Origin of the sequence: Phaeovulum sp., from assembly GCF_030684035.1 — a bacterium.
Taxonomy (GTDB): domain Bacteria; phylum Pseudomonadota; class Alphaproteobacteria; order Rhodobacterales; family Rhodobacteraceae; genus UBA6213.
Map to the genome: position 1 here is coordinate 38,960 of NZ_JAUXPI010000041.1, position 18,773 is coordinate 57,732.

Here is an 18,773-nt window from a genome sequence, read left to right on the forward strand (position 1 = left end):
CGCCCGGATCGATTATGCGCTGGCCCGCAGCATGAATTTGGCGGACATAATGGACCTTCGCAATATCGCGATCATCGCACACGTTGACCACGGCAAGACCACCCTGGTTGACGAACTGCTCAAGCAGTCGGGCACCTACCGCGAAAATCAGGCCACGACCGAGCGGGCGATGGACTCGAACGATATCGAGCGTGAGCGTGGCATCACGATTCTGGCCAAGGCCACCTCGGTCGAGTGGAAAGGCGTGCGCATCAACATCGTCGATACCCCCGGCCACGCCGATTTCGGCGGCGAGGTGGAACGCATCCTGAGCATGGTCGATGGCGTCTGCCTCTTGGTCGATGCCGCCGAAGGCCCGATGCCGCAAACCAAATTCGTCACCTCAAAGGCGCTGGCGCTGGGGCTCAAGCCCATCGTCGTGCTCAACAAGGTCGACAAGCCGGCGGCCGAGCCTGACCGCGCACTCAACGAGGTGTTCGACCTTTTCGCCAACCTCGGTGCCTCGGATGCGCAACTCGACTTTCCCCATATCTACGCCTCGGGCATCGGCGGCTGGGCCGATCTTACGCTCGATGGGCCGCGCAAGGATCTGTCGGCGCTCTTTGATCTGATCCTGGCGCATGTCGAGGCACCGCGGCAGATTTCGCGCCGCGACGAGCCGTTTCGCATGCTGGCCACCACGCTCGGGCTTGACCCCTTCATCGGCCGCATCCTGACCGGCCGCGTCGAATCCGGCCGCCTCAAGGTCGGAGAAACCCTGAAGGCGCTCAGCCGCACCGGCGAAAAGCTGGAGCAATTCCGGGTCTCGAAAATCCTCGCCTTCCGCGGGCTTTCGCAAACCGCCATCGACCTCGCCGAAGCGGGCGATATCGTTACCGTCGCGGGCATGTCCAAGGCCAACGTTGCCGATACGCTCTGCGATCTTTCGATCGATGTTGCGCTGCCCGCGCAGCCGATCGACCCGCCGACCATTTCGGTGACCTTCGGTATCAACGACAGCCCGCTGGCGGGGCGCGACGGGGCCAAGGTGCAGTCGCGGGTGATCCGCGACCGGCTGCTGCGCGAGGCGGAATCGAATGTGGCGATCAAGGTCGAAGATACCCCCTCGGGCGACGCCTTCGTGGTCTCTGGCCGCGGTGAATTGCAGATGGGCGTGCTGATCGAGAACATGCGCCGCGAAGGCTTCGAGCTTTCGATCTCGCGCCCGCGGGTGATCTTTCGTGACATCGACGGCGAACGCCACGAGCCGCTTGAAGAGGTCATCATCGATGTCGATGACGAATACGCGGGCGCGGTGATCGACAAGCTCACCTCGGCGCGCAAGGGCGATCTGGTCGAAATGCGCCCGGCCGGTCACGGCAAGACCCGGATCGTGGCACATGTGCCCTCGCGCGGGCTGATCGGCTATCAGGGCGAGTTCATGACCGACACCCGCGGCAATGGCGTTCTGAACCGCATCTTTCACAGCTGGACCCCCTATCGCGGCCCGATCCAGGGCCGCAGGCAAGGCGTGCTGGTGTCGATGGAGGCGGGGGTTTCGGTGGCCTTCGCGCTCTGGAACCTTGAAGACCGCGGCAAGATGTTCATCGGCGCGCAGGAACAGGTCTATGAGGGCATGATCATTGGCGAACACAGCCGCGACAATGATCTCGACGTGAACCCGCTCAAGGGCAAGAAGCTGACCAACATGCGCGCCTCGGGCACCGACGAAGCGGTGCGCCTGACCACCCCGGTGCGGATGAGCCTTGAAGCAGCCATCGCCTATATCGACGATGATGAACTGGTCGAGGTCACGCCCAAGGCCATTCGCATGCGCAAGCGCTACCTTGACCCGCATGAGCGCAAGCGCGCGGCCAAGGTGGGCTAGGCGCGGCTGTTGCTCCTGCCCGCTTTGGTGCTGGCCTCCGGCGGGGATATTTCTTTCTGAAGCAGATGCTTCAGAAAGAAATATCCCCCGCGGAGCGCAGCCACCGCGCTCAGAGCGCCAACCCGTGCCGCCCCGCCAGATCGGTGAAATATTGCCAGGCGACGCGGCCCGAACGGGCACCGCGCGTTGCCTGCCATTCGATGGCCTCGGCGCGGAGCCGGGCGGCATCGACCGCCAGACCGTAGGCGGCGCAGTAGCCTTCGATCATCGCCAGGAATTCGTCCTGTCCGCAGGGATGAAAGCCGAGCCAGAGGCCGAAGCGATCAGAAAGCGAAACCTTTTCCTCGACCGCTTCCGAAGGGCTGATCGCGGTAGAGCGTTCGTTCTCGATCATCTCGCGCGGCATCAGGTGGCGGCGGTTCGACGTCGCGTAGAAAAGCACGTTGGCGGGCCGCCCTTCGATGCCGCCATCGAGCACCGCTTTCAGGCTCTTGTAATGCTGATCATCGGCCGAAAACGACAGATCATCGCAAAAAAGCACGAAGCGGCGCGGGCTTGCAGCGCGCAGATGCGCGAGCAGGCGCGGCACCGAGGGCAGATCGTCGCGCCCAAGTTCGACCAGCGTCAGGCTGTGCCCACGCGCCAGCACCGTCGCATGCACCGCCTTGACCAACGATGATTTGCCCATGCCGCGCGCGCCCCACAAAAGCGCGTTGTTTGCCGCGCGACCACGGGCAAACTGTTCGGTATTGGCCAGAAGCGTGTCGCGCGCCCGGTCGATGCCCAAGAGCAGCGCCAGATCGACGCGGCTCACCTCGGCCACCGGCTCCAGCCGGTCTGGTGCGGTGTGCCAGACAAAGGCAGCGGCAGCATCAAAATCGGGGCCGGGGGCGGGCGCGGGGGCCAGCCGCTCAAGGGCTGCGGCGATGCGGTCCAAGGGATCGCTCACTTCGCGGCCTCTTTCTCCTCGACCTCGTCCTCCTCGTCCTCGACCCAGAGCCCCTCGGCGCGCAGCCGCGCTTCACGCGCCTTCTCCATGCGCTGCACCAGGAAGATCGAGACCTCATAGAGACCATAGACCACGACGAAAAGCACAACTTGCGAAATCACGTCGGGCGGGGTCGCAACTGCGGCAAGCGCCAGAATGCCGACTATCGCGTAGCGCCGCACCCGCTTGAGCGCAGCGGCACTCACCAGCCCCGCCTTGCCCATCAAGGTGAGCAGAACCGGCAACTGAAAGCACAGACCGAAGGCCAGAATGAACTTGATTGTCAGGCCGAGATATTCCTGCACCGAGCCTTGAAACACGATACCCGCCTCGGCGAGCGGGGCCAGATCGGCCGCCGCGCTATCCGGCGGCAGCGGCACGAGCGGCCCTTGCTGGAAACCGAGGAAGAAGGTGAAGGCCATCGGCAGGATCACGAAATAGGCGAATGCCGCGCCCAGAAAGAACATCGCGGGCGAGGCAACGAGGAAGGGCAGAAAGGCGTTCCTCTCGGTCTTGTAGAGCCCCGGTGCCACGAACCGCCAGAGCTGATAGCCGATGATCGGAAACGACAGCGCGAAGCCGCCAAGAAAAGAGATGCTGACAGCGACGAAAAAGCCTTCCTGAAGCTTGATCAGCACCAGCCCGCATTCCTGCCCGCGGGCATCAAGTGCCGCGCAGATCGGGCGGGTCAGGAAATTGAAGATCGGGTTCCAGACGGTGAAACAGAGCAGCATCGCCACGGTAAAGGCCAGCACCGCCCAGATCAGGCGGCGGCGCAGTTCGGCAAGATGCTCGATCAGCGGCGCGGAAGAGGCATCGACCTCGTCGGGGGTTGCGGCACTCATGCATCACCCTTCGGCGCTGCGGCAGCTGCGCGCGCGGCGCGCGGACGGGGCGGGGGTTTTGCGGCTGCAGATTTTGCGGCGGCGGGTCCAGTGGCGGCGGGGGCCGGTGCGGAAGCGGCTGCCGGGGCGGGCTTTGCGGCGGGGGCAGCAGTCGGCGCGGCACCTGCCAGCGCCTCGTGGGCGCGAGAGCGGGCGGGCTTGGCCCCTGTTGCAGCGGTTGTCGGCGCGGCCTCGGGATTTGCCGGATTTGCCGTAGCTACGGGGGCGGCTGCAGGCTTCGGCTCGGGCAGCGGGCCGGGCGTATAGCCGCCCTTGAGTTTCGGGTTCCAGCGCTTGAGCGCGTCTGCCGCGTCGTCAAGCGCATCAAGCCCGAGCGCCTTTTTCGATGTCAGCCCCTTGATGTCATTAGCTGTTTCGCGCATGCCGGTGGCGTCTGCCGCATCTTCCATGGCGCGGGAAAACTCGCGCGCCATGCCGCGCGCCTTGGCGGTAAAGCGGCCAAGGGTGCGGAACATGCCGGGCAGGTCCTTGGGGCCGACCACGATCAGCGCCACAATGCCGATCACCAGCAATTCGCTTCCGCCGATGTCAAACATCCTGCCCGGGCCTCCGCGCCAGTCGTGCCGCGCCTGTTGTCAGACCTTGTCCTTGGGCTTTTCAGCCTCGGGGGTCACGTCGCGCGCGGTATCGGCGGCGACATTTTCGATTTCCGCCTGGCCTTCCTTGATGCCGCGCTTGAACGAGGTGATGCCTTTGCCGACTTCGCCCATCAGCGACGAGATCTTGCCCCGCCCGAACAGCACCAGTACCACCACTGCAATCAGCAAAAGCCCCAGCGGGCCGATATTGTTGAACATGGCTCTTCCTCCTGCCAGTCGCGCCCTGGCGGGGCGCGGTGTATGCACCCATGTATGGCCAACAGGGCGGCAATCAAAGCCCCTTTGACGCGCGGCGGCGGATTTTTTCCGTTGCCGCGCTTGCGCAATCGGCGCGGCTGCGCCAGCTATGGCCAGAGGGAGAACCATGGATACCGCATTTGCCCTGACCGCCTTTGTCACGCTGTTCGTGGTCGTGGACCCGATCGGCCTTGCGCCGCTGTTCGTGGCGCTGACCGGCGGCATGGAGCCTGCGGCGCGGCGGCGGGTGGGCTTGCGCGCGGTGCTGATCGCGGCGGTGCTGATGACACTCTTTGGCGTTCTGGGCGACAGGCTGCTGGGTGCGGTCGGAATTTCGCTGCCCGCTTTCCGGATTGCCGGCGGGGTGCTTTTGTTTCTCACCGCGCTCGACATGCTTTTCGAGCGTCGCACGCAGCGGCGCGAGGGCCAGCACCCGAGCCACGCCGACGACCCTTCGGTGTTTCCGCTGGCAACGCCGCTGATTGCTGGCCCGGGGGCGCTTGCAACCATGATCCTGCTGACCGGGCAGGCGGGCGACTGGACCGGGCTTTTGCAGGTGCATCTGGCCATGGCGGCGGTGCTGGCGCTGGTTTTCGTGCTGTTCCTCGCCGCCGCGCCGATCGAGCGGGCATTGGGGCGCACCGGAACCATGGTGGTAACCCGCCTGCTGGGCATGTTGCTCGCGGCGCTCGCGACCCAGTTCATTCTCGACGGGCTGCGCGGTGCCGGGATCGTGGGGGCCTAGGCGATGGATGGCGATACCATGGCACGCTTTGGCTACCTTGCGTTGCTGCTGCTGGCGGTGGGCGGCTATGTCGTGGCCGAGTTTCGCCGCCGCCCCGGCAAGACCGTGCAGCAGGCGATGGTCTGGGGTTTCATCTTCGTCGGGCTGATTGCCGGGGCGGGCCTTTGGTCCGACATCCGCCGCGAGGTGCTGCCGGTGCAAAGTCTCGATGCCAGCGGCCGGATCGAGGTGCCGGTTGCCGCCGACGGGCATTTCTATCTGGTCGCGGAACTGAACGGCGTCGCCGTGCGCTTTACCGTCGATACCGGTGCCAGCGACATCGTGCTCAGCACCCGAGATGCCGCCCGCATCGGTCTCGACCCGGCGCGCCTTTCCTATTACCAGCGCGCCGAAACCGCGAATGGCACGGTCGAGACCGCGCCGGTTTTCATTGGTACGATGGCGCTTGGCGGGGTGACCGACCACGATGTGCGCGCCGTGGTGAACCGCGGCGAAATGGCAAGTTCGCTGCTGGGAATGGCCTATCTGGCGCGATTCTCACGGCTGGAAATGACCCCGCGCAAACTGGTGCTGGAGCGGTAGAAAGCTGCCCCCGGCGGGAATACTTTGACCAAGGCTGCGCGAATGCCTTGCCCAAATATCCCCCGCCGAGCGCGCTTCGGCTTCAGCCGGGTGCGCGCTCTGCCTTTTTTTCCCAGCGCCCGCCAACATCGCTCCAGTATTGCGCGGGCAGGATTTCCGAAAGCTGCCGCCACTGCGCGCGGGCATGCTCCAGCGCCTCGGGCAAGGCACCGTCAAAGATCACCCAGACCCGTTGCAGCGCCGCCGCCTCGGCGGGGTCCACCTCGGCCGCGTCGATTGCCATCAGCGCCATCGGCGTGTTGGCGGCGGGGCCGGGCCCGTGGGTCAGCAGCATTGGCTGGCGCGCGTCGGCAGGGCCACCGCAAAGCCCGTGCGGCAGGAAGCCTTCGCCCTGGCCAAGCCAGAGCTGGCCGTCAAGCTGCTCCATCCGGGCCCGGTCGGTGCCGCGCAGTTCCACCCGCCAGCCCTGGGCAAGCGCCCGCGTGGCAAGCGTGGCGACCAGCGCCGCGAGCGGCGAAGCGCCAAGCTGGTAGAACAGCGCCTGTGCCATGGCTCAGCGGGCCTCGTAGCCGTCGCGGATCAGCCGGTCGAGCGTCATCACCCCCCAGCCACTCGCCCCCTTGGGCGCAAGCGTGGTTTCCTCGGGCGGCAGTGCGACACCCGCGATGTCGATATGCGCCCAGGCGGTTTCCGGTTTCACGAAACGCGCGAGGAATTGCGCGGCGGTGATCGCGCCCGCAGGACGGCCGACCGAGTTGCGCATATCGGCAATGCGCGACTTGAGCTTGGCGTCGTAGGCAGGCCCCATCGGCATGCGCCAGGCCCCTTCGCCTTCGGCAGCCGCGGCCTTGAGCAGCGCCGCGGCCAGCGCGTCATTGTTCGAGAACACGCCGGCGTTCTCGTGGCCAAGGCCGATGATGATTGCACCGGTGAGGGTGGCGAGGTTGATCATTGCAGAAGGCTTGAAGCGTTCCTGCGCGTACCAGAGCACATCGGCCAGAACCAGCCGGCCCTCGGCATCGGTATTGATCACCTCGATCGTGTCACCCTTCATCGAGCGCACGACATCGCCGGGGCGTTGCGCCCGCCCGTCGGGCATGTTCTCGACCAGGCCGACGATGCCCACGACGTTGGCCTTGGCACCGCGCAGCGCCAGTGTCCGCATGACCCCGGCCACCACCCCTGCCCCGCCCATGTCCATGGTCATTTCCTCCATGCCGAGCGCAGGCTTTATGGAAATGCCGCCGGTATCGAACACCACGCCCTTGCCGACCAGCGCCAGCGGTGCCTCACCCGCGGGGCCGCCATTCCACTGCATCACCACCACCTTGGAGGGGCTGGGCGAACCCTGCCCAACGCCAAGCAAAGCCCCCATGCCGAGCAGTTTCAGCGTGCCTTCCTCAAGGATTTCAACTTCGAGGCCAAGTTCGTGCATCGCCGCAAGGCGGGCCGCGAAATCATCGGTGGTCAGCACGTTTGCAGGTTCGTTCACCAGATCGCGGGTGAAAAACACGCCTTCGGCCAAAGCCGCCATCGGGCGGGCAAGGCCGGCCACCGCCTCGGGGTTGGCAACCTGAAAGCCGACTTCGCCGAACAGTTTCGGGGCGTCGGTCTTGTGCGCGCCGAACTCGTAGGCCCGCAGCGCCAGCCCGAAGCTGATTTCATGCGAAAGCCGGTGCGCCCCGGTCAGCACCAGCGCACCCGCTGCGCCCAGCGCCTTGGCGATTGCAGCGCCTGCCTTGCGCGCATCGGCGACACTGGCGCGACGCGCCAGCCGCACGATCTGCACCGCCTCCGCCGAAAGCCCTGCGGGAAAGCCCAACTCCAGCGCCTCGCCCGGCTTGAGCTTGGCGAAAGCCTCGCTCGCCACGGCGCGGCTGATCGCGCCGCGCAAACGGCGGTCGATCGGGCGTGCGGCAGCGGCAATCGGCTCTCCCGGTTCGCCCAGGAGCACCAGTCTGCCCGTGGCAGCCGCAAGCGCCGCAGAGTCGATGTCACGAAAGTGGATGGCGACGGGATGCGGCATGGCGGATTCCTTCACGGGTGTTTCAAATCTGTCGCGGAGCCTAGCGAGGTGACGCGAAAATGAAAAGCCAGCGCAGCCCGGGCTTTTCCGCAGCGTCCGATGGGGCTAAGACTTGGGAAACGTCCAGGGAGATGCGCAACCTTGTCCAGACTGGACCGATACCTGCTGGCACAGCTGATGGCGCTCTTCGGCTTCTTTGCCCTGGTGCTGGTGGCCATATATTGGCTGAACCAGGCGGTGCGGATGTTCAACCAGTTGATTTCCGATGGCCAGTCGGCGCGCGTTGTGCTGGAGCTGACCTCGCTTGCGCTGCCTATGGTGATCGTGCTGCTGTTGCCGCTTTCGGCCTTTGCCGCCGCCGTCTATGTGCTCAACCGGCTGATCGGTGAAAGCGAGTTGGTGGTGATCCAGGCAACCGGCACCTCGCCCTGGCGGCTGGCGCGCCCGGTTCTGGTGTTCGGGGTGATCGTTGCGCTCATGATGGCGATACTCGTGCATCTGCTGGTGCCGATGGCGCGGGCGCGCACGCTGGAGCGGCGCGCCGAGATCGCCGAAAACGTAGCAGCACGCTTTGTGACCGAAGGCAAGTTTCAGCATCCCGCCCCCGGGGTGACCTTTTTCATCCGCGAAATTTCGCCGCGTGGCGAGCTTCTGGATATTTACCTCGCCGACAGCCGCAGCAGCAACGCAACCGTGTTCCTCGCCAGCAAGGCGGTGATCGTGCGCGGTGAGGCAGGGCCGAAGCTGGTGATGATCGAGGGCCGCGCGCAAAGCCTGCGCGCCTCGGACGGTCGGCTGTCGGTCACCCGGTTTGCCGATTTCACCTATGACCTCGGGGCACTGATGGCGGCGGGCGGCGGGCGCACCCCCGGGCTTGGCGAAATGACCACCGCGCAGCTTTTGCGCAACGGCAGCTCGGCGCGCGGCGGCGACACCCCCGGCGCGGTCTCGCGCGAGCTGGCGCGGCGCTTTGCGGCACCGCTGCATGCCCCGGTGGCGGCGCTGATTGGCTTCGCGGCGCTGCTGCTTGGCGGCTTCAGCCGGCTTGGCATCTGGCGGCAGATCGTGCTGGCGGTGGTGCTGCTTTTAGTGCTGCAATCGCTGGTCAATTTTGCCGATACCGTGGCGCAGCGCGCGCCCGGCCTCTGGCCGCTGATCTGGCTGCCGCTTCTGGGCGGGGCGCTGGCTGCGGTGGCGATGCTGTGGCTGGCACGGCGGCACAGGCGCGCGCCGGGCCGCGCAAACCGGCGCGCGGGCAGCGCCGCCGGGGGGGCTGCGGCATGACCCTCACGCTCTATTTCGCCCGGCGGTTCCTGCGTTCCTTCTTCTTGGTGACGGCGTCCTTCTGCGCCGTGCTGTTTCTGGTCGATATCATCGAACAGATCCGCGATTTCGGCGGCACCGAGGCGAGCTTTGGCCAGATCGCATGGCTGGCGGCGCTGAACGTGCCGGGTGGTCTTGGGCTGATCCTGCCGCTGGTAACGGTGCTGGCGGGGGCGGCGATGTTCCTTGGGCTGGCCCGCAGTTCAGAGCTTGTGGTGGCGCGCGCCGCAGGCCGATCGGCGCTGCGCATGGCACTGGCCCCTGCGGTGGTTGCCTTGCTTCTGGGCATGCTTGCGGTGGCGGCGCTGAACCCGATCACCGCCGCCACCGCAAAGCGCTTTGACGCGCTGTCGGACCGGTTGCTGCGCGGCGGCGGTCAGGCGGTGTCGATCGGCCGCGAAGGGGTCTGGTTGCGCCAGAGCGGCTCGGCATCGGAAGGCAGCGAAATTGCGCGCCACCAGTCGGTGATCCATGCCGAACGCGCCAATTCGGATGCGACCGAGCTTTATGACGTGACGCTGATGGAATTCTCTTTCGATCTCGGCCCGTTCCGCTATCTGAAGGCAGAGAAGGCGCAGCTTGTTCCCGGGGCCTGGGTGATGACCGGGGTCAAGGAATGGCCGCTGGCGGCGAGCGCCAACCCCGAGACCGAGGCAGTGCTGCACCAAAGCCTGCGGGTGCCGTCGGATCTTACGGCAGACCGCATTCGTGACAGTTTCGGCGCACCCGCCGAAGTTTCGATCTGGGATCTGCCTGAATTCATCGCAGCGCTGGAGCGGGCGGGGTTTTCCTCTCGCCGCCACGCCGTCTGGTTTGAAATGGAGCTGTCGCAGCCGCTGTTGCTTGCGGCGATGGTGCTGATCGCCGCTGCCTTTACCATGCGCCACGCCCGCCGCGGCGGCACCGGAACCATGGCGCTGATGGCCTTTGGGGCCGGTGTCGCGGCGCTTTTGCTGCGCAATCTGGCGCAGGCAATGGGCGAAAACAGCCTGATCCCAGTGACCCTGGCCGCCTGGGCCCCGCCGCTGGTGGTGCTGATGGCGGCGCTGACGCTGATCCTGCATCTGGAGGATGGCTGATGGCAGCGGCGCGGCCAGGCCGGGGCGGAACTGCGGCGGCGCGCGCGCTGCTGCTGTCGCTGGCGCTGGCACTGGCGCTTGCCCCGGTATCGGCCCCGCAAGCCGAGGCGCAGAGCACCGCCGCAACCGCCGCGACCCTGCTTGCCGACCGCATCCATATGGCCAACTCCTCGGTGCTGATCGCCGAAGGCTCGGTTGAAGTGTTCTACAACGGTGCCCGACTCAGCGCCTCGCGCATCGCCTATGACGCGGCCACCGACAGGCTCCTGATCGAAGGGCCGCTGCGGCTGACCGCTCCGGGTGCCACCGAGGCGGTGATTCTGGCCGACAGCGGCGATCTTGCGGCGGATCTGCGCGATGGCGTGCTCCGCGGCGCGCGCATGGTGCTGGCGCAGGAATTGCAGCTTGCCGCCAACACCATCCGCCGCAGCGACGGGCGCTACACGACGCTTGAAGAGGTCGTCGCCTCGTCGTGCCAGATCTGTGTGCTCAACCCGACGCCGCTTTGGGAAATCCGGGCACGCCGGGTGACCCACGATTCGGTCGAGAGAGAAATCGTTTACGAGGGTGCCCAGTTTCGCGCTTTTGGCGTGCCGCTGGCCTATATTCCGCGGCTGCGCGCCCCCGACCCCGGCGTCGAGCGCCGCAGCGGCCTGTTGCAGCCGCGCCTGCGCACCACCTCGGCGCTCGGCACCGGCATCAAGTTGCCGTATTTCTGGACCCTTGGCGACGCCCGCGACCTGACCCTGACGCCTTACATCTCGGCAGAGCGCACCACCACGCTTGAGCTGCGCTACCGGCAGGCATTTCCCATGGGTCAGATGCAGATTGATGCCGCAGTGTCGCGCGATGACATTTTGCCCGGCGAAACCCGCGGCTATGTCTTTGTCGATGCGGGCTTCGCCTTGCCGCGGGGCTTCGCGCTCGATCTCGACCTGCGCACCGTCACCGACCGCGGCTATCTGCTCGACTATGGCATTTCCGGGGCCGACCGGCTCTGGAGCGGCGCAACATTGCAGCGGATCCGGCCCGACCAGATGATCTGGGCACGGCTTGGCAATACCAACAGCCTGCGCGACAGCGAAAGCAATGCAACACAACCGATGCTGGCAGGCACGTTCAGCTGGACCGAGGTGCTGCACCCGCGCCTGCTCGGCGGCGAGTTGGTGGTGCAGGCCGGGCTTGGCGGCTACCGCCGCCCCTCGGAAGCCGCGTTCGACGGGCCGGAAGATGACGACCTCGTTTCCGACGGGCGCGATGCGTTGCGCGCCACGCTCGCGGCGGAGTGGCGGCGCAACTGGCTGCTGCCGGGCGGGGTGCAACTGAGCGGCGTTGCGGCCTTGGGTGCCGATCTGCATTCAGTCGGCGACGATGCCGCCTACGATTCGGAAATTCTTGCGCTGCGCCCGGCGGTTGCGGTGGAGTTGCGCTGGCCCTGGGTGCGCAGCCGCGGCACCGCCACCGAAGTGATCGAACCGGTTGCGCAATTGATCTGGAGCCGCAGCGATCTGCCTGCAGCGCCGAACGAAGACAGCGTGCTGGTGGAATTCGACGAGGGTAACCTTTTCTCGCTCTCGCGCTTTCCCGGCGAGGACGCGCGCGAGGCGGGCTTGCGCGCCAATCTCGGCATCGGCTGGACCCGCCATGATGCAGCAGGATGGTCAGCGGGGGTGCTGGCCGGGCGGGTTCTGCGTGCCGAGGATTTCGGCCAGTTCGGCATTGGCAGCGGCCTGTCGGGGGTCCGGTCGGATTGGCTGTTGGCCACGCATCTGCAAACGCCGGGCGGCATCGGGCTGACCAACCGCGCGCTTTTTGACGATGCGTTTTCCTTCACCCGCGACGAGTTACGCCTGACCATGGTGCGGCAGAAAATGACACTGGAAGCGGGGTATATCTGGATGCAGCCCGCCCCCGCCGAAGGGCGACCGCTGGCCACCAAGGAATTGCAGTTCGACACCGGCTGGACGTTCGACAGCGGCTGGCGGGGCAGCCTTGGCGCGCGCTACGATTTCGTCGCCGAACGCGCCGCCGAGGCGAACCTCGGGCTGAGCTTCGTGAACGAATGCGTGCTGGTCGATCTTTCCCTCTCGCGTCGTTTCACGTCCTCGACTAGTGTGACCCCGCAAACCGTTATCGGCCTGTCGCTTGAACTGGCAGGTTTTGGTGGCAGCAGCGGCGGCCAGCGGCGGAGTTGCATGCGCTGATGCGCAGTTGCGCCGGGGCTGCCCGGGGTGATACGGGGGTTGGCAAAGCGGACGGACCTGACAATGCGCGTATTCTTCTGGCTCTTCACCCTTCTGGCGCTGATCGCGCCCGCAGTTCCGGCAGCGGCACAGGGCAACCCCTTCCGCCCGGTGGTTCTGGTCAATGACCTTGGCGTCACCGGTTTCGAGATCGAACAGCGCAAGCGGTTTCTGGCTCTGCTGCACGCCCCCGGCAACCTTGATGAAGAAGCCGAAAAAGTGCTGATCGCGGAACGCGTGCAAATGCAAGCCGCGCGCGCTGCGGGAATGGTGCTCAGCCGCGAACAGGTAAAGCTGGCTATGGAAGAATTTGCCAGCCGCGCCGACATGACCGCCGACCAGCTTCTGGTCGAGCTTGCCAACGCCGAGATCGAGCCGCAAACCCTGCGCGATTTTGTTGAAGCCGGTGCAACATGGCGCGAACTGGTGCGGGCGCGTTTTGCCGGGCGGGTCTCGGTTTCCGAGGCCGAGATCGACCATGCGCTGTCGCCCCTGTCCGACCGTGGGCGCGGCACCCGGGTACTTTTCTCCGAAATCGTCATTCCGGCACCGCCCGGGCAGGAACCGCAGGCGATGGCCATTGCCGCGCAGGTTTCGGCCCTGCATGGCGAGGCGGCTTTTGCCGAAGCCGCGCGTTCGGTCTCGGCCGCCGGGTCGCGCACCGAGGGCGGGCGGCTCGAATGGATGGCGCTCGACACCCTGCCCGCGCCCTTGCGCGCGGTGCTGGAGCCACTGGCACCCGGCGAGGTTTCGCAGCCGGTCACGCTGCAAGGCGCGGTCGCGGTGTTCCTGCTGCGGGCAATCGATGAAAACGGTCATGTCGCGACGCTGCCGCAAGCGATCGACTACGCGCAGTTCCTGATCCCCGGCGGCCAGAGCGCCGAGGCGCTGGCCGAGGCCGCGCGCGTGCGCGCCAAGGTCAACCGTTGCGGCGATCTTTATGGCGTGGCCAAGGGCCTGCCGGAAGCCCGGCTCCTGCGTGAAACCCGTCCGCAGGGTGCGATTCCCGCAGAGCTGGCGCGCGAGCTGGCGCGGCTTGATACCGGCGAGATTTCGACCAACCTCACCCGCGATGGCAACCTGGTGGTTCTGATGCTGTGCAACCGCGAACGGGTTCTGCCTGCGGGCACCGCCGCACCCACCCGCCGCGAAGTGGCCAACGCGCTGATCAACGCGCGGCTTGCGGCCTATGCCGAGGGCTATCTTGCCGACCTGCTTGCGGCGGCGATCATCCGCAGGCCATGACCGACCGCCAGCCGGTGATCGTCAGTTGCGGCGAGCCTGCGGGCATTGGCCCCGAGGTCGCGGCAAAGGCCTGGGCGTGGCTGCGGGCGCGGCTTCCCTTTGTCTGGCTGGGCGACCCGGCGCACCTGCCTGCGGGCACCGCGTATAAACACATAACACACCCGAGCGAAGCCGCCGATGTGGCAGCCGAAGCGCTGCCGGTGCTGCTGCACGGCTTTCCGGCCCCTGCCACGCCCGGCCAGCCTGCGCCTGCCAATGCGGCCGAGGTGATTGCGGTGATCGCCCGCGCGGTGGCGCTGGTGCAGGCGGGCGAGGCCGCAGCACTTTGCACCGCGCCGATCCACAAGGGCGCGCTTCACGCGGGCGCGGGGTTTGCCTTTCCGGGCCATACCGAATACCTCGCGCATCTTGCCGGTGGCGTGCCGGTGGCGATGATGCTTGCCTCGGAAGCACTTGCCCCGCCGCTGCGGGTGGTTCCCGCCACTATCCACATAGCACTTCGCGAGGTGCCGAAGGCCTATACACCCGCGCTCTTGCGCCAGACCGTCGCGCTGACCGACGCGGCCCTGCGCCGCGATTTCGGCATTGCCCTGCCCCGCATTGCGGTCGCCGGGCTCAACCCGCATGCGGGCGAAGCGGGGGCGATGGGCGACGAGGAAACCCGCTGGATCGCACCGCTGGTTGCGGCGCTGCGCGCCGAAGGCTTCACCCTCAGCGGCCCGCACCCCGCCGATACGCTGTTTCACCCTGCTGCCCGCGCGCGCTATGATGCGGTGATCTGCGCCTATCACGATCAGGCGCTGATCCCGATCAAGACGCTCGATTTCGCAGGTGGCGTCAACCTGACGCTCGGCCTGCCGTTCGTGCGCACCTCGCCTGACCACGGCACCGCCTTCGATATTGCGGGCCAGGGCATTGCCGATGCGTCGAGCATGATTGCCGCGCTTGAAATGGCGGCGCGCCTTGGTGCCGCCCGGCGCGGGGCCGCCCGCGGATGAGCGCCATCGACAGCCTGCCGCCGCTGCGCGAGGTGATCGCGCGCCATGAGCTCAGCGCAAGAAAGGCGCTGGGGCAGAATTTCATTCTCGATCTCAATCTGACCGCCAGAATCGCGCGGCTTGCAGGCGATCTTGCCGGGGTGGACGTGCTGGAGGTCGGCCCCGGCCCTGGCGGCCTGACGCGGGGGCTGCTGGCAATGGGCGCGCGGCGGGTGCTGGCGGTCGAAAAAGACCCGCGCTGCCTGCCCGCGCTTGCCGAAATTGCCGCCGCCTACCCCGGCAGGCTGGAGGTGCTTCACGCCGATGCGCTGGCTATCGACCCGCTGGCGTATCTCAATCCGCCGATCCGCATCGTCGCCAACCTGCCCTACAATGTCGGCACCGAACTGCTGGTGCGTTGGCTCACGCCGCCGGTCTGGCCGCCGGTTTGGCAAAGCCTGACGCTGATGTTCCAGCGCGAAGTGGCCGAGCGGATCGTGGCAAAGCCGGGTAGCGAGGCCTATGGGCGGCTGGCGCTTCTGGCGCAATGGCGCTCTGATGCGCGGATCGTGCTGAGCCTGCCGCCGGAGGCCTTTACCCCGCCGCCCAAGGTGCATTCGGCTGTGGTGCATCTGACCGCGCTTGCGGCACCCCGCTTTGCCGCCGACCCGGCGGTGCTGAACCGCGTGGTGGCCGCCGCCTTCAACCAGCGCCGCAAGATGCTGCGCTCGGCCTTGCGCGGCATTGCCCCCGACATCGAATCCGTTCTGGTTGCGGCGGGGATTGCACCCACCGCGCGGGCGGAAGAGATCGGGCTGGAGCAGTTTTGCGCGCTGGCGCGGTTGCTGAAAACCTGACGCCGCAGGGGTGCGGAGGTGACCGGCGCGCGATGCGGATCGGCTATTCCGGTGCGACGTCGGGTGCCGTCACGGGTTGCGGCGCGGCCTCGCCCGCCTCGGTCTGCGGGCGCGGCTTGCGTGGGCCACGGTTGCGCGAGCTTGGGCGGCTCGATTTTTCCGTGGCTGCATCGCCGCCAGATTGCGAAGCCGCTTCGGCCTGCGGCCTGACCTCGGGCCTGGGGCTGGCTTCGGCCTGCGGTCGGGGTTCGGCCTGCGGTCGGGGTTCCGGGCGTTCGCCGCGCGGTGCGCGCTCGACCCTCGGGCCCCGGTCGCTGCGCTCGGGCCGGTCGCCTCGGTCGCTGCGCTCGGGCCGGTCGCCCCGGTCGCCACGATCCGGGCGGGGGCCGCGTGCCTCGGGCGTTTCGACAAGGCCGGAGGCATCCTCATACCCCATGTCGATCAGCGGCGGCAGGTCGGGCTGTTCGCCAGCATCCGGCTGCATTTCAGCGCGGTCGCGCCCCTGCGAATAACCGTTGCCGTTGCCATTGTTGCCGTTGCCGCCGTAGCCACCCTGACCCTGTGGGCCTTGCTGGCCTTGCCGCTGTTCCTGCTCGCGCGCCATTTCGCGCTGCGCCTCGCCCAAGAGGCGGGTGTAGTGCTCGGCGTGCTGCAAAAAGCTCTGCTCGGCGACGCGGTCGTTGGAAAGCTGGGCATCACGCGCCAGCATCAGGTATTTCTCGATGATCTGCTGCGGCGTGCCGCGCACCTTGCCCTCGGGTCCCGAACTGTCGAAGACCCGGTTGATGATGTTGCCGATCGTGCGCTGGCGGTTCGATTTGGAACGCGAACGGGATTTGGATGATCTCATGAGCCTACGTGTGTTTCATGCCCTGAAGGCCGTGGCCTTTGCGGGTCCTGTGCTGGCGCAAATACAGCGCCGGGAAGCAGTTGGACCTGACGTGGAAAGCTGATCTCGCCCGGGCAAGCCGTAGCGTGACCCGACGAGACGCCACTAACCATGCATGGGCCGGGCTGACAAGCACAAACTGCCGCGAAATCTGCGGCAAAGCGCCGATGCGCGGCAAATGGTGCGCAAATGCACCGGCATCAGCACGGGTTGCGGACTGCAACGACGCGGTCGCGCCCGTCAAGGTCGGGCAGCACCCGCATATCGGAAAACCCCGCTGCGGCAAGCAGCGCCAGCACGGCGTTGGCCTGCGTCGCCCCGATTTCCAGCAAGAGCCGCCCGCCGGGGGCAAGATGCGCCTGCACCCCCGCGGCAATCGCGCGGTAGGCCGCAAGCCCATCGCCGCCGGGGCTGAGCGCCGGCATCGGTTCCCAGTCGCGCACCTCGGGGGCAAGTGCGGGCAGTTCCGCCGCGGCGATATAGGGCGGGTTCGAAACGATCAGGTCAAACCGCCCTTCCAGACCGGCAAACCAGTCGCCGAGGCGCAAATCGGCGCGGTCGCTCAGGCCCAGACGCGCCGCATTTTCGCGCGCCACCGCAAGCGCCGCGGCCGAGGCGTCAATGCCGACACCGGTCGCATGTGGCCGCTCGGCGAGGCAGGAAAGCAGAACGCAGCCGGTGCCGGTGCCAAGGTCAAGGAGCCGCACGAAGGGTGCCGAAAGCGCCTCGGCCACCAGGGTTTCGGTTTCCGGGCGCGGATCGAGCGTGTCGCGGGTAACCCGAAAGCTGCGGCCCCAGAAGGCGCGGCTGCCAGTGATCTGGCTGACCGGCTGGCGCTGCCCACGCGCGGCCAGTGCCGCCTCGAAGGCGGCGGCCTCGGCAGCCGAAAGCGGGCGCGGCAGCTCAAGGGTCAGGCGATCAGGGGCAATCGCCATGGCATGGGCAAGCAGGCGGCGGGCATCGCGGGCGGGGTCTGCAATACCCGCCGCGCGCAACCGGGGCAGTGCGGCGCGCAAGGCTTCGGCGGCAGATGCCATCGGCGGGGTCGCGCCACCGCTGGCGCGCCTCATGCTTCCATCTCGGCCAGTTTTGCGGCCTGATCGTGGGCTGTCAGCGCGTCGATCACCTCGCCGAGGTCGCCGCCCATGATCTGCGCCAGCGAATAGAGGGTCAGGTTGATCCGGTGGTCGGTCATGCGGCCTTGCGGAAAATTGTAGGTGCGGATCCGCTCGGAGCGGTCGCCACTGCCGACCTGCGATCGCCGGTCGGCGGCACGGCTGGCATCAACCCGACCGCGCTCAAGATCGTAAAGCCGGGCGCGCAGCACCGCCATGCAGTTCGCCCGGTTCTGGTGCTGGCTCTTCTCGGCGCTGGTCACGATGATGCCGGTTGGCAGATGGGTGATGCGCACCGCCGAATCGGTGGTGTTCACATGCTGGCCGCCCGCGCCGGAGGCGCGCATGGTGTCGATGCGGATATCGGCGGCGGGGATATCGATCTCCACCTCTTCGGCCACGGGCAGCACGGCAACGGTGGCGGCCGAGGTATGGATGCGGCCGCTCGCCTCGGTCTCGGGCACGCGTTGGACGCGGTGCACGCCGGATTCGTATTTCAGGCGCGCGAAGACCCCTTCGCCCTCGATCCGCGCCACCGCCTCGCGCACGCCGCCAAGCTCGGTCTCGGCCAGATCGAGAAGCTGGAACCGCCAGCCCTGGGCTTCGGCGTGGCGCTGGTACATGCGCAGGAGGTCGGCGGCAAAAAGCGCGGCTTCCTCACCGCCGGTGCCGGGGCGGATCTCGAGGATTGCGGGGCGCGCGTCGGCGGCGTCGCGCGGCAGCAGTGCCAGCCGCAGCCGCTGTTCGCGGTCCGGCAGGTCGGCCTTGAGGCGCGCCAGTTCTTCTTCGGCAAGGCCGCGCATTTCGGGGTCGGCAAGCATCGCCTCGGCCGCTTCAACCTCGGCGCGGGCGTGGTTCCAGGCAGCGATTTCGGCGACCACGGGCTTCAGTTCGGAATATTCGCGGCTGAGCGTGGCGATCTCGCCGGGCGGCGCGCCAGCGGAAAGCCGCGCTTCGAGAAACTCGAAGCGGCGGGTGATCTGGTCGAGTTTTTCCAGCGGCAGCATGGCGCGGGTGTCGCGCGAAGCGGGGTCTGGGTCAAGGGGGGCAAGGGGGGGGGCGGGGCCGCCCCCCCCCCCCCGGGGGCTGGTGGGGG

General features: G+C 67.2%; 18 protein-coding genes. 9 read left to right on the plus strand and 9 right to left on the minus strand.

Features of this window, described 5'->3' with window-relative positions:
* Window positions 1-49: 49 nt before the first annotated feature.
* A complete protein-coding gene (typA, locus tag Q8J98_RS09285; RefSeq protein ID WP_305294082.1) occupies window positions 50-1,867 on the plus strand; it encodes a translational GTPase TypA in 1,818 nt (605 codons plus the stop codon).
* A 109-nt stretch (window positions 1,868-1,976) separates the two neighbouring features.
* Here the strand turns inward: typA and Q8J98_RS09290 are convergent, their stop codons facing one another.
* The 4 genes from Q8J98_RS09290 to Q8J98_RS09305 are packed head-to-tail and all read right to left on the minus strand — an operon-like array spanning window position 1,977 to window position 4,557.
* A complete protein-coding gene (locus Q8J98_RS09290; protein ID WP_305294083.1) occupies window positions 1,977-2,816 on the minus strand; it encodes an ATP-binding protein in 840 nt (279 codons plus the stop codon).
* Window positions 2,813-3,700, minus strand: a complete 888-nt coding sequence (gene tatC, locus Q8J98_RS09295) for a twin-arginine translocase subunit TatC (protein ID WP_305294084.1) — start codon at window positions 3,698-3,700, stop codon at window positions 2,813-2,815. Before tatC ends, Q8J98_RS09290 begins: the two co-directional genes overlap by 4 nt.
* A complete protein-coding gene (tatB, locus tag Q8J98_RS09300) occupies window positions 3,697-4,296 on the minus strand; it encodes a Sec-independent protein translocase protein TatB (RefSeq protein ID WP_305294085.1) in 600 nt (199 codons plus the stop codon). Before tatB ends, tatC begins: the two co-directional genes overlap by 4 nt.
* A gap of 39 nt (window positions 4,297-4,335) precedes the next feature.
* Window positions 4,336-4,557 carry a twin-arginine translocase TatA/TatE family subunit gene (locus Q8J98_RS09305; RefSeq protein ID WP_305294086.1) on the minus strand — a complete coding sequence of 74 codons (222 nt, stop codon included), beginning with the start codon at window positions 4,555-4,557 and terminating at the stop codon, window positions 4,336-4,338.
* A gap of 166 nt (window positions 4,558-4,723) precedes the next feature.
* On the opposite strand from Q8J98_RS09305, the gene Q8J98_RS09310 reads away from it, so the two are divergent.
* On the plus strand, window positions 4,724-5,341 hold the full coding sequence (locus tag Q8J98_RS09310) for a MarC family protein (RefSeq protein ID WP_305294087.1): 618 nt from the start codon (window positions 4,724-4,726) through the stop codon (window positions 5,339-5,341).
* Window positions 5,342-5,344: 3 nt separating this feature from the next.
* Window positions 5,345-5,923, plus strand: a complete 579-nt coding sequence (locus tag Q8J98_RS09315; RefSeq protein ID WP_305294088.1) for a TIGR02281 family clan AA aspartic protease — start codon at window positions 5,345-5,347, stop codon at window positions 5,921-5,923.
* An 82-nt stretch (window positions 5,924-6,005) separates the two neighbouring features.
* Here Q8J98_RS09315 and Q8J98_RS09320 read toward each other — a convergent pair whose 3' ends face one another.
* Window positions 6,006-6,473, minus strand: coding sequence for a DNA polymerase III subunit chi (locus Q8J98_RS09320; RefSeq protein WP_305294089.1), 468 nt, complete (start codon window positions 6,471-6,473; stop codon window positions 6,006-6,008).
* Window positions 6,474-6,476: 3 nt separating this feature from the next.
* Entirely contained in the window at window positions 6,477-7,949 is a 1,473-nt protein-coding gene (locus tag Q8J98_RS09325; RefSeq protein WP_305294090.1) for a leucyl aminopeptidase, read from the minus strand.
* Window positions 7,950-8,090: 141 nt separating this feature from the next.
* On the opposite strand from Q8J98_RS09325, the gene lptF reads away from it, so the two are divergent.
* The 6 genes from lptF to rsmA all read left to right on the plus strand — a co-directional run bounded on the left by lptF (window position 8,091) and on the right by rsmA (window position 15,673).
* Window positions 8,091-9,233 carry an LPS export ABC transporter permease LptF gene (lptF, locus tag Q8J98_RS09330; protein WP_305294091.1) on the plus strand — a complete coding sequence of 381 codons (1,143 nt, stop codon included), beginning with the start codon at window positions 8,091-8,093 and terminating at the stop codon, window positions 9,231-9,233.
* The gene (gene lptG / locus Q8J98_RS09335) at window positions 9,230-10,351 is read left to right on the plus strand and encodes an LPS export ABC transporter permease LptG (RefSeq protein WP_305294092.1); all 1,122 of its coding nucleotides are present in this window, start codon (window positions 9,230-9,232) and stop codon (window positions 10,349-10,351) included. The genes lptF and lptG overlap by 4 nt, the downstream gene beginning before the upstream one ends.
* Entirely contained in the window at window positions 10,351-12,555 is a 2,205-nt protein-coding gene (locus Q8J98_RS09340; RefSeq protein WP_305294093.1) for an LPS-assembly protein LptD, read from the plus strand. Before lptG ends, Q8J98_RS09340 begins: the two co-directional genes overlap by 1 nt.
* 63 nt (window positions 12,556-12,618) lie before the next feature.
* Window positions 12,619-13,839 carry a peptidylprolyl isomerase gene (locus tag Q8J98_RS09345; RefSeq protein ID WP_305294094.1) on the plus strand — a complete coding sequence of 407 codons (1,221 nt, stop codon included), beginning with the start codon at window positions 12,619-12,621 and terminating at the stop codon, window positions 13,837-13,839.
* The gene (gene pdxA, locus Q8J98_RS09350; protein ID WP_305294095.1) at window positions 13,836-14,837 is read left to right on the plus strand and encodes a 4-hydroxythreonine-4-phosphate dehydrogenase PdxA; all 1,002 of its coding nucleotides are present in this window, start codon (window positions 13,836-13,838) and stop codon (window positions 14,835-14,837) included. Before Q8J98_RS09345 ends, pdxA begins: the two co-directional genes overlap by 4 nt.
* Window positions 14,834-15,673 (plus strand): 16S rRNA (adenine(1518)-N(6)/adenine(1519)-N(6))-dimethyltransferase RsmA, encoded by an 840-nt coding sequence (gene rsmA / locus Q8J98_RS09355; protein WP_305294096.1) that lies wholly within the window; start codon window positions 14,834-14,836, stop codon window positions 15,671-15,673. The genes pdxA and rsmA overlap by 4 nt, the downstream gene beginning before the upstream one ends.
* 43 nt (window positions 15,674-15,716) lie before the next feature.
* On the opposite strand, the gene Q8J98_RS09360 is transcribed toward rsmA, so the two are convergent.
* The 3 genes from Q8J98_RS09360 to prfA all read right to left on the minus strand — a co-directional run bounded on the left by Q8J98_RS09360 (window position 15,717) and on the right by prfA (window position 18,684).
* Complete coding sequence (locus Q8J98_RS09360; protein WP_305294097.1) at window positions 15,717-16,523, minus strand: DUF4167 domain-containing protein; 807 nt, start codon at window positions 16,521-16,523, stop codon at window positions 15,717-15,719.
* Window positions 16,524-16,762: 239 nt separating this feature from the next.
* Window positions 16,763-17,632 (minus strand): peptide chain release factor N(5)-glutamine methyltransferase, encoded by an 870-nt coding sequence (gene prmC, locus Q8J98_RS09365; RefSeq protein WP_305294098.1) that lies wholly within the window; start codon window positions 17,630-17,632, stop codon window positions 16,763-16,765.
* A complete protein-coding gene (gene prfA, locus Q8J98_RS09370) occupies window positions 17,629-18,684 on the minus strand; it encodes a peptide chain release factor 1 (protein WP_305294101.1) in 1,056 nt (351 codons plus the stop codon). Before prfA ends, prmC begins: the two co-directional genes overlap by 4 nt.
* Between the last annotated feature and the right edge of the window lie 89 nt (window positions 18,685-18,773).

Coding starts and splice junctions, on each gene's coding strand:
- lptG (WP_305294092.1), top strand. CDS start 9,230: ATGACCCTCACGCTCTATTTCGCCCGGCGGTTCCTGCGTTCCTTCTTC.
- Q8J98_RS09345 (WP_305294094.1), top strand. CDS start 12,619: ATGCGCGTATTCTTCTGGCTCTTCACCCTTCTGGCGCTGATCGCGCCC.
- Q8J98_RS09320 (WP_305294089.1), bottom strand. CDS start 6,473: ATGGCACAGGCGCTGTTCTACCAGCTTGGCGCTTCGCCGCTCGCGGCG.
- Q8J98_RS09310 (WP_305294087.1), top strand. CDS start 4,724: ATGGATACCGCATTTGCCCTGACCGCCTTTGTCACGCTGTTCGTGGTC.
- prfA (WP_305294101.1), bottom strand. CDS start 18,684: ATGCTGCCGCTGGAAAAACTCGACCAGATCACCCGCCGCTTCGAGTTT.
- Q8J98_RS09325 (WP_305294090.1), bottom strand. CDS start 7,949: ATGCCGCATCCCGTCGCCATCCACTTTCGTGACATCGACTCTGCGGCG.
- Q8J98_RS09360 (WP_305294097.1), bottom strand. CDS start 16,523: ATGAGATCATCCAAATCCCGTTCGCGTTCCAAATCGAACCGCCAGCGC.
- rsmA (WP_305294096.1), top strand. CDS start 14,834: ATGAGCGCCATCGACAGCCTGCCGCCGCTGCGCGAGGTGATCGCGCGC.
- typA (WP_305294082.1), top strand. CDS start 50: ATGGACCTTCGCAATATCGCGATCATCGCACACGTTGACCACGGCAAG.
- pdxA (WP_305294095.1), top strand. CDS start 13,836: ATGACCGACCGCCAGCCGGTGATCGTCAGTTGCGGCGAGCCTGCGGGC.
- Q8J98_RS09305 (WP_305294086.1), bottom strand. CDS start 4,557: ATGTTCAACAATATCGGCCCGCTGGGGCTTTTGCTGATTGCAGTGGTG.
- tatC (WP_305294084.1), bottom strand. CDS start 3,700: ATGAGTGCCGCAACCCCCGACGAGGTCGATGCCTCTTCCGCGCCGCTG.
- Q8J98_RS09340 (WP_305294093.1), top strand. CDS start 10,351: ATGGCAGCGGCGCGGCCAGGCCGGGGCGGAACTGCGGCGGCGCGCGCG.
- prmC (WP_305294098.1), bottom strand. CDS start 17,632: ATGAGGCGCGCCAGCGGTGGCGCGACCCCGCCGATGGCATCTGCCGCC.
- tatB (WP_305294085.1), bottom strand. CDS start 4,296: ATGTTTGACATCGGCGGAAGCGAATTGCTGGTGATCGGCATTGTGGCG.
- Q8J98_RS09315 (WP_305294088.1), top strand. CDS start 5,345: ATGGATGGCGATACCATGGCACGCTTTGGCTACCTTGCGTTGCTGCTG.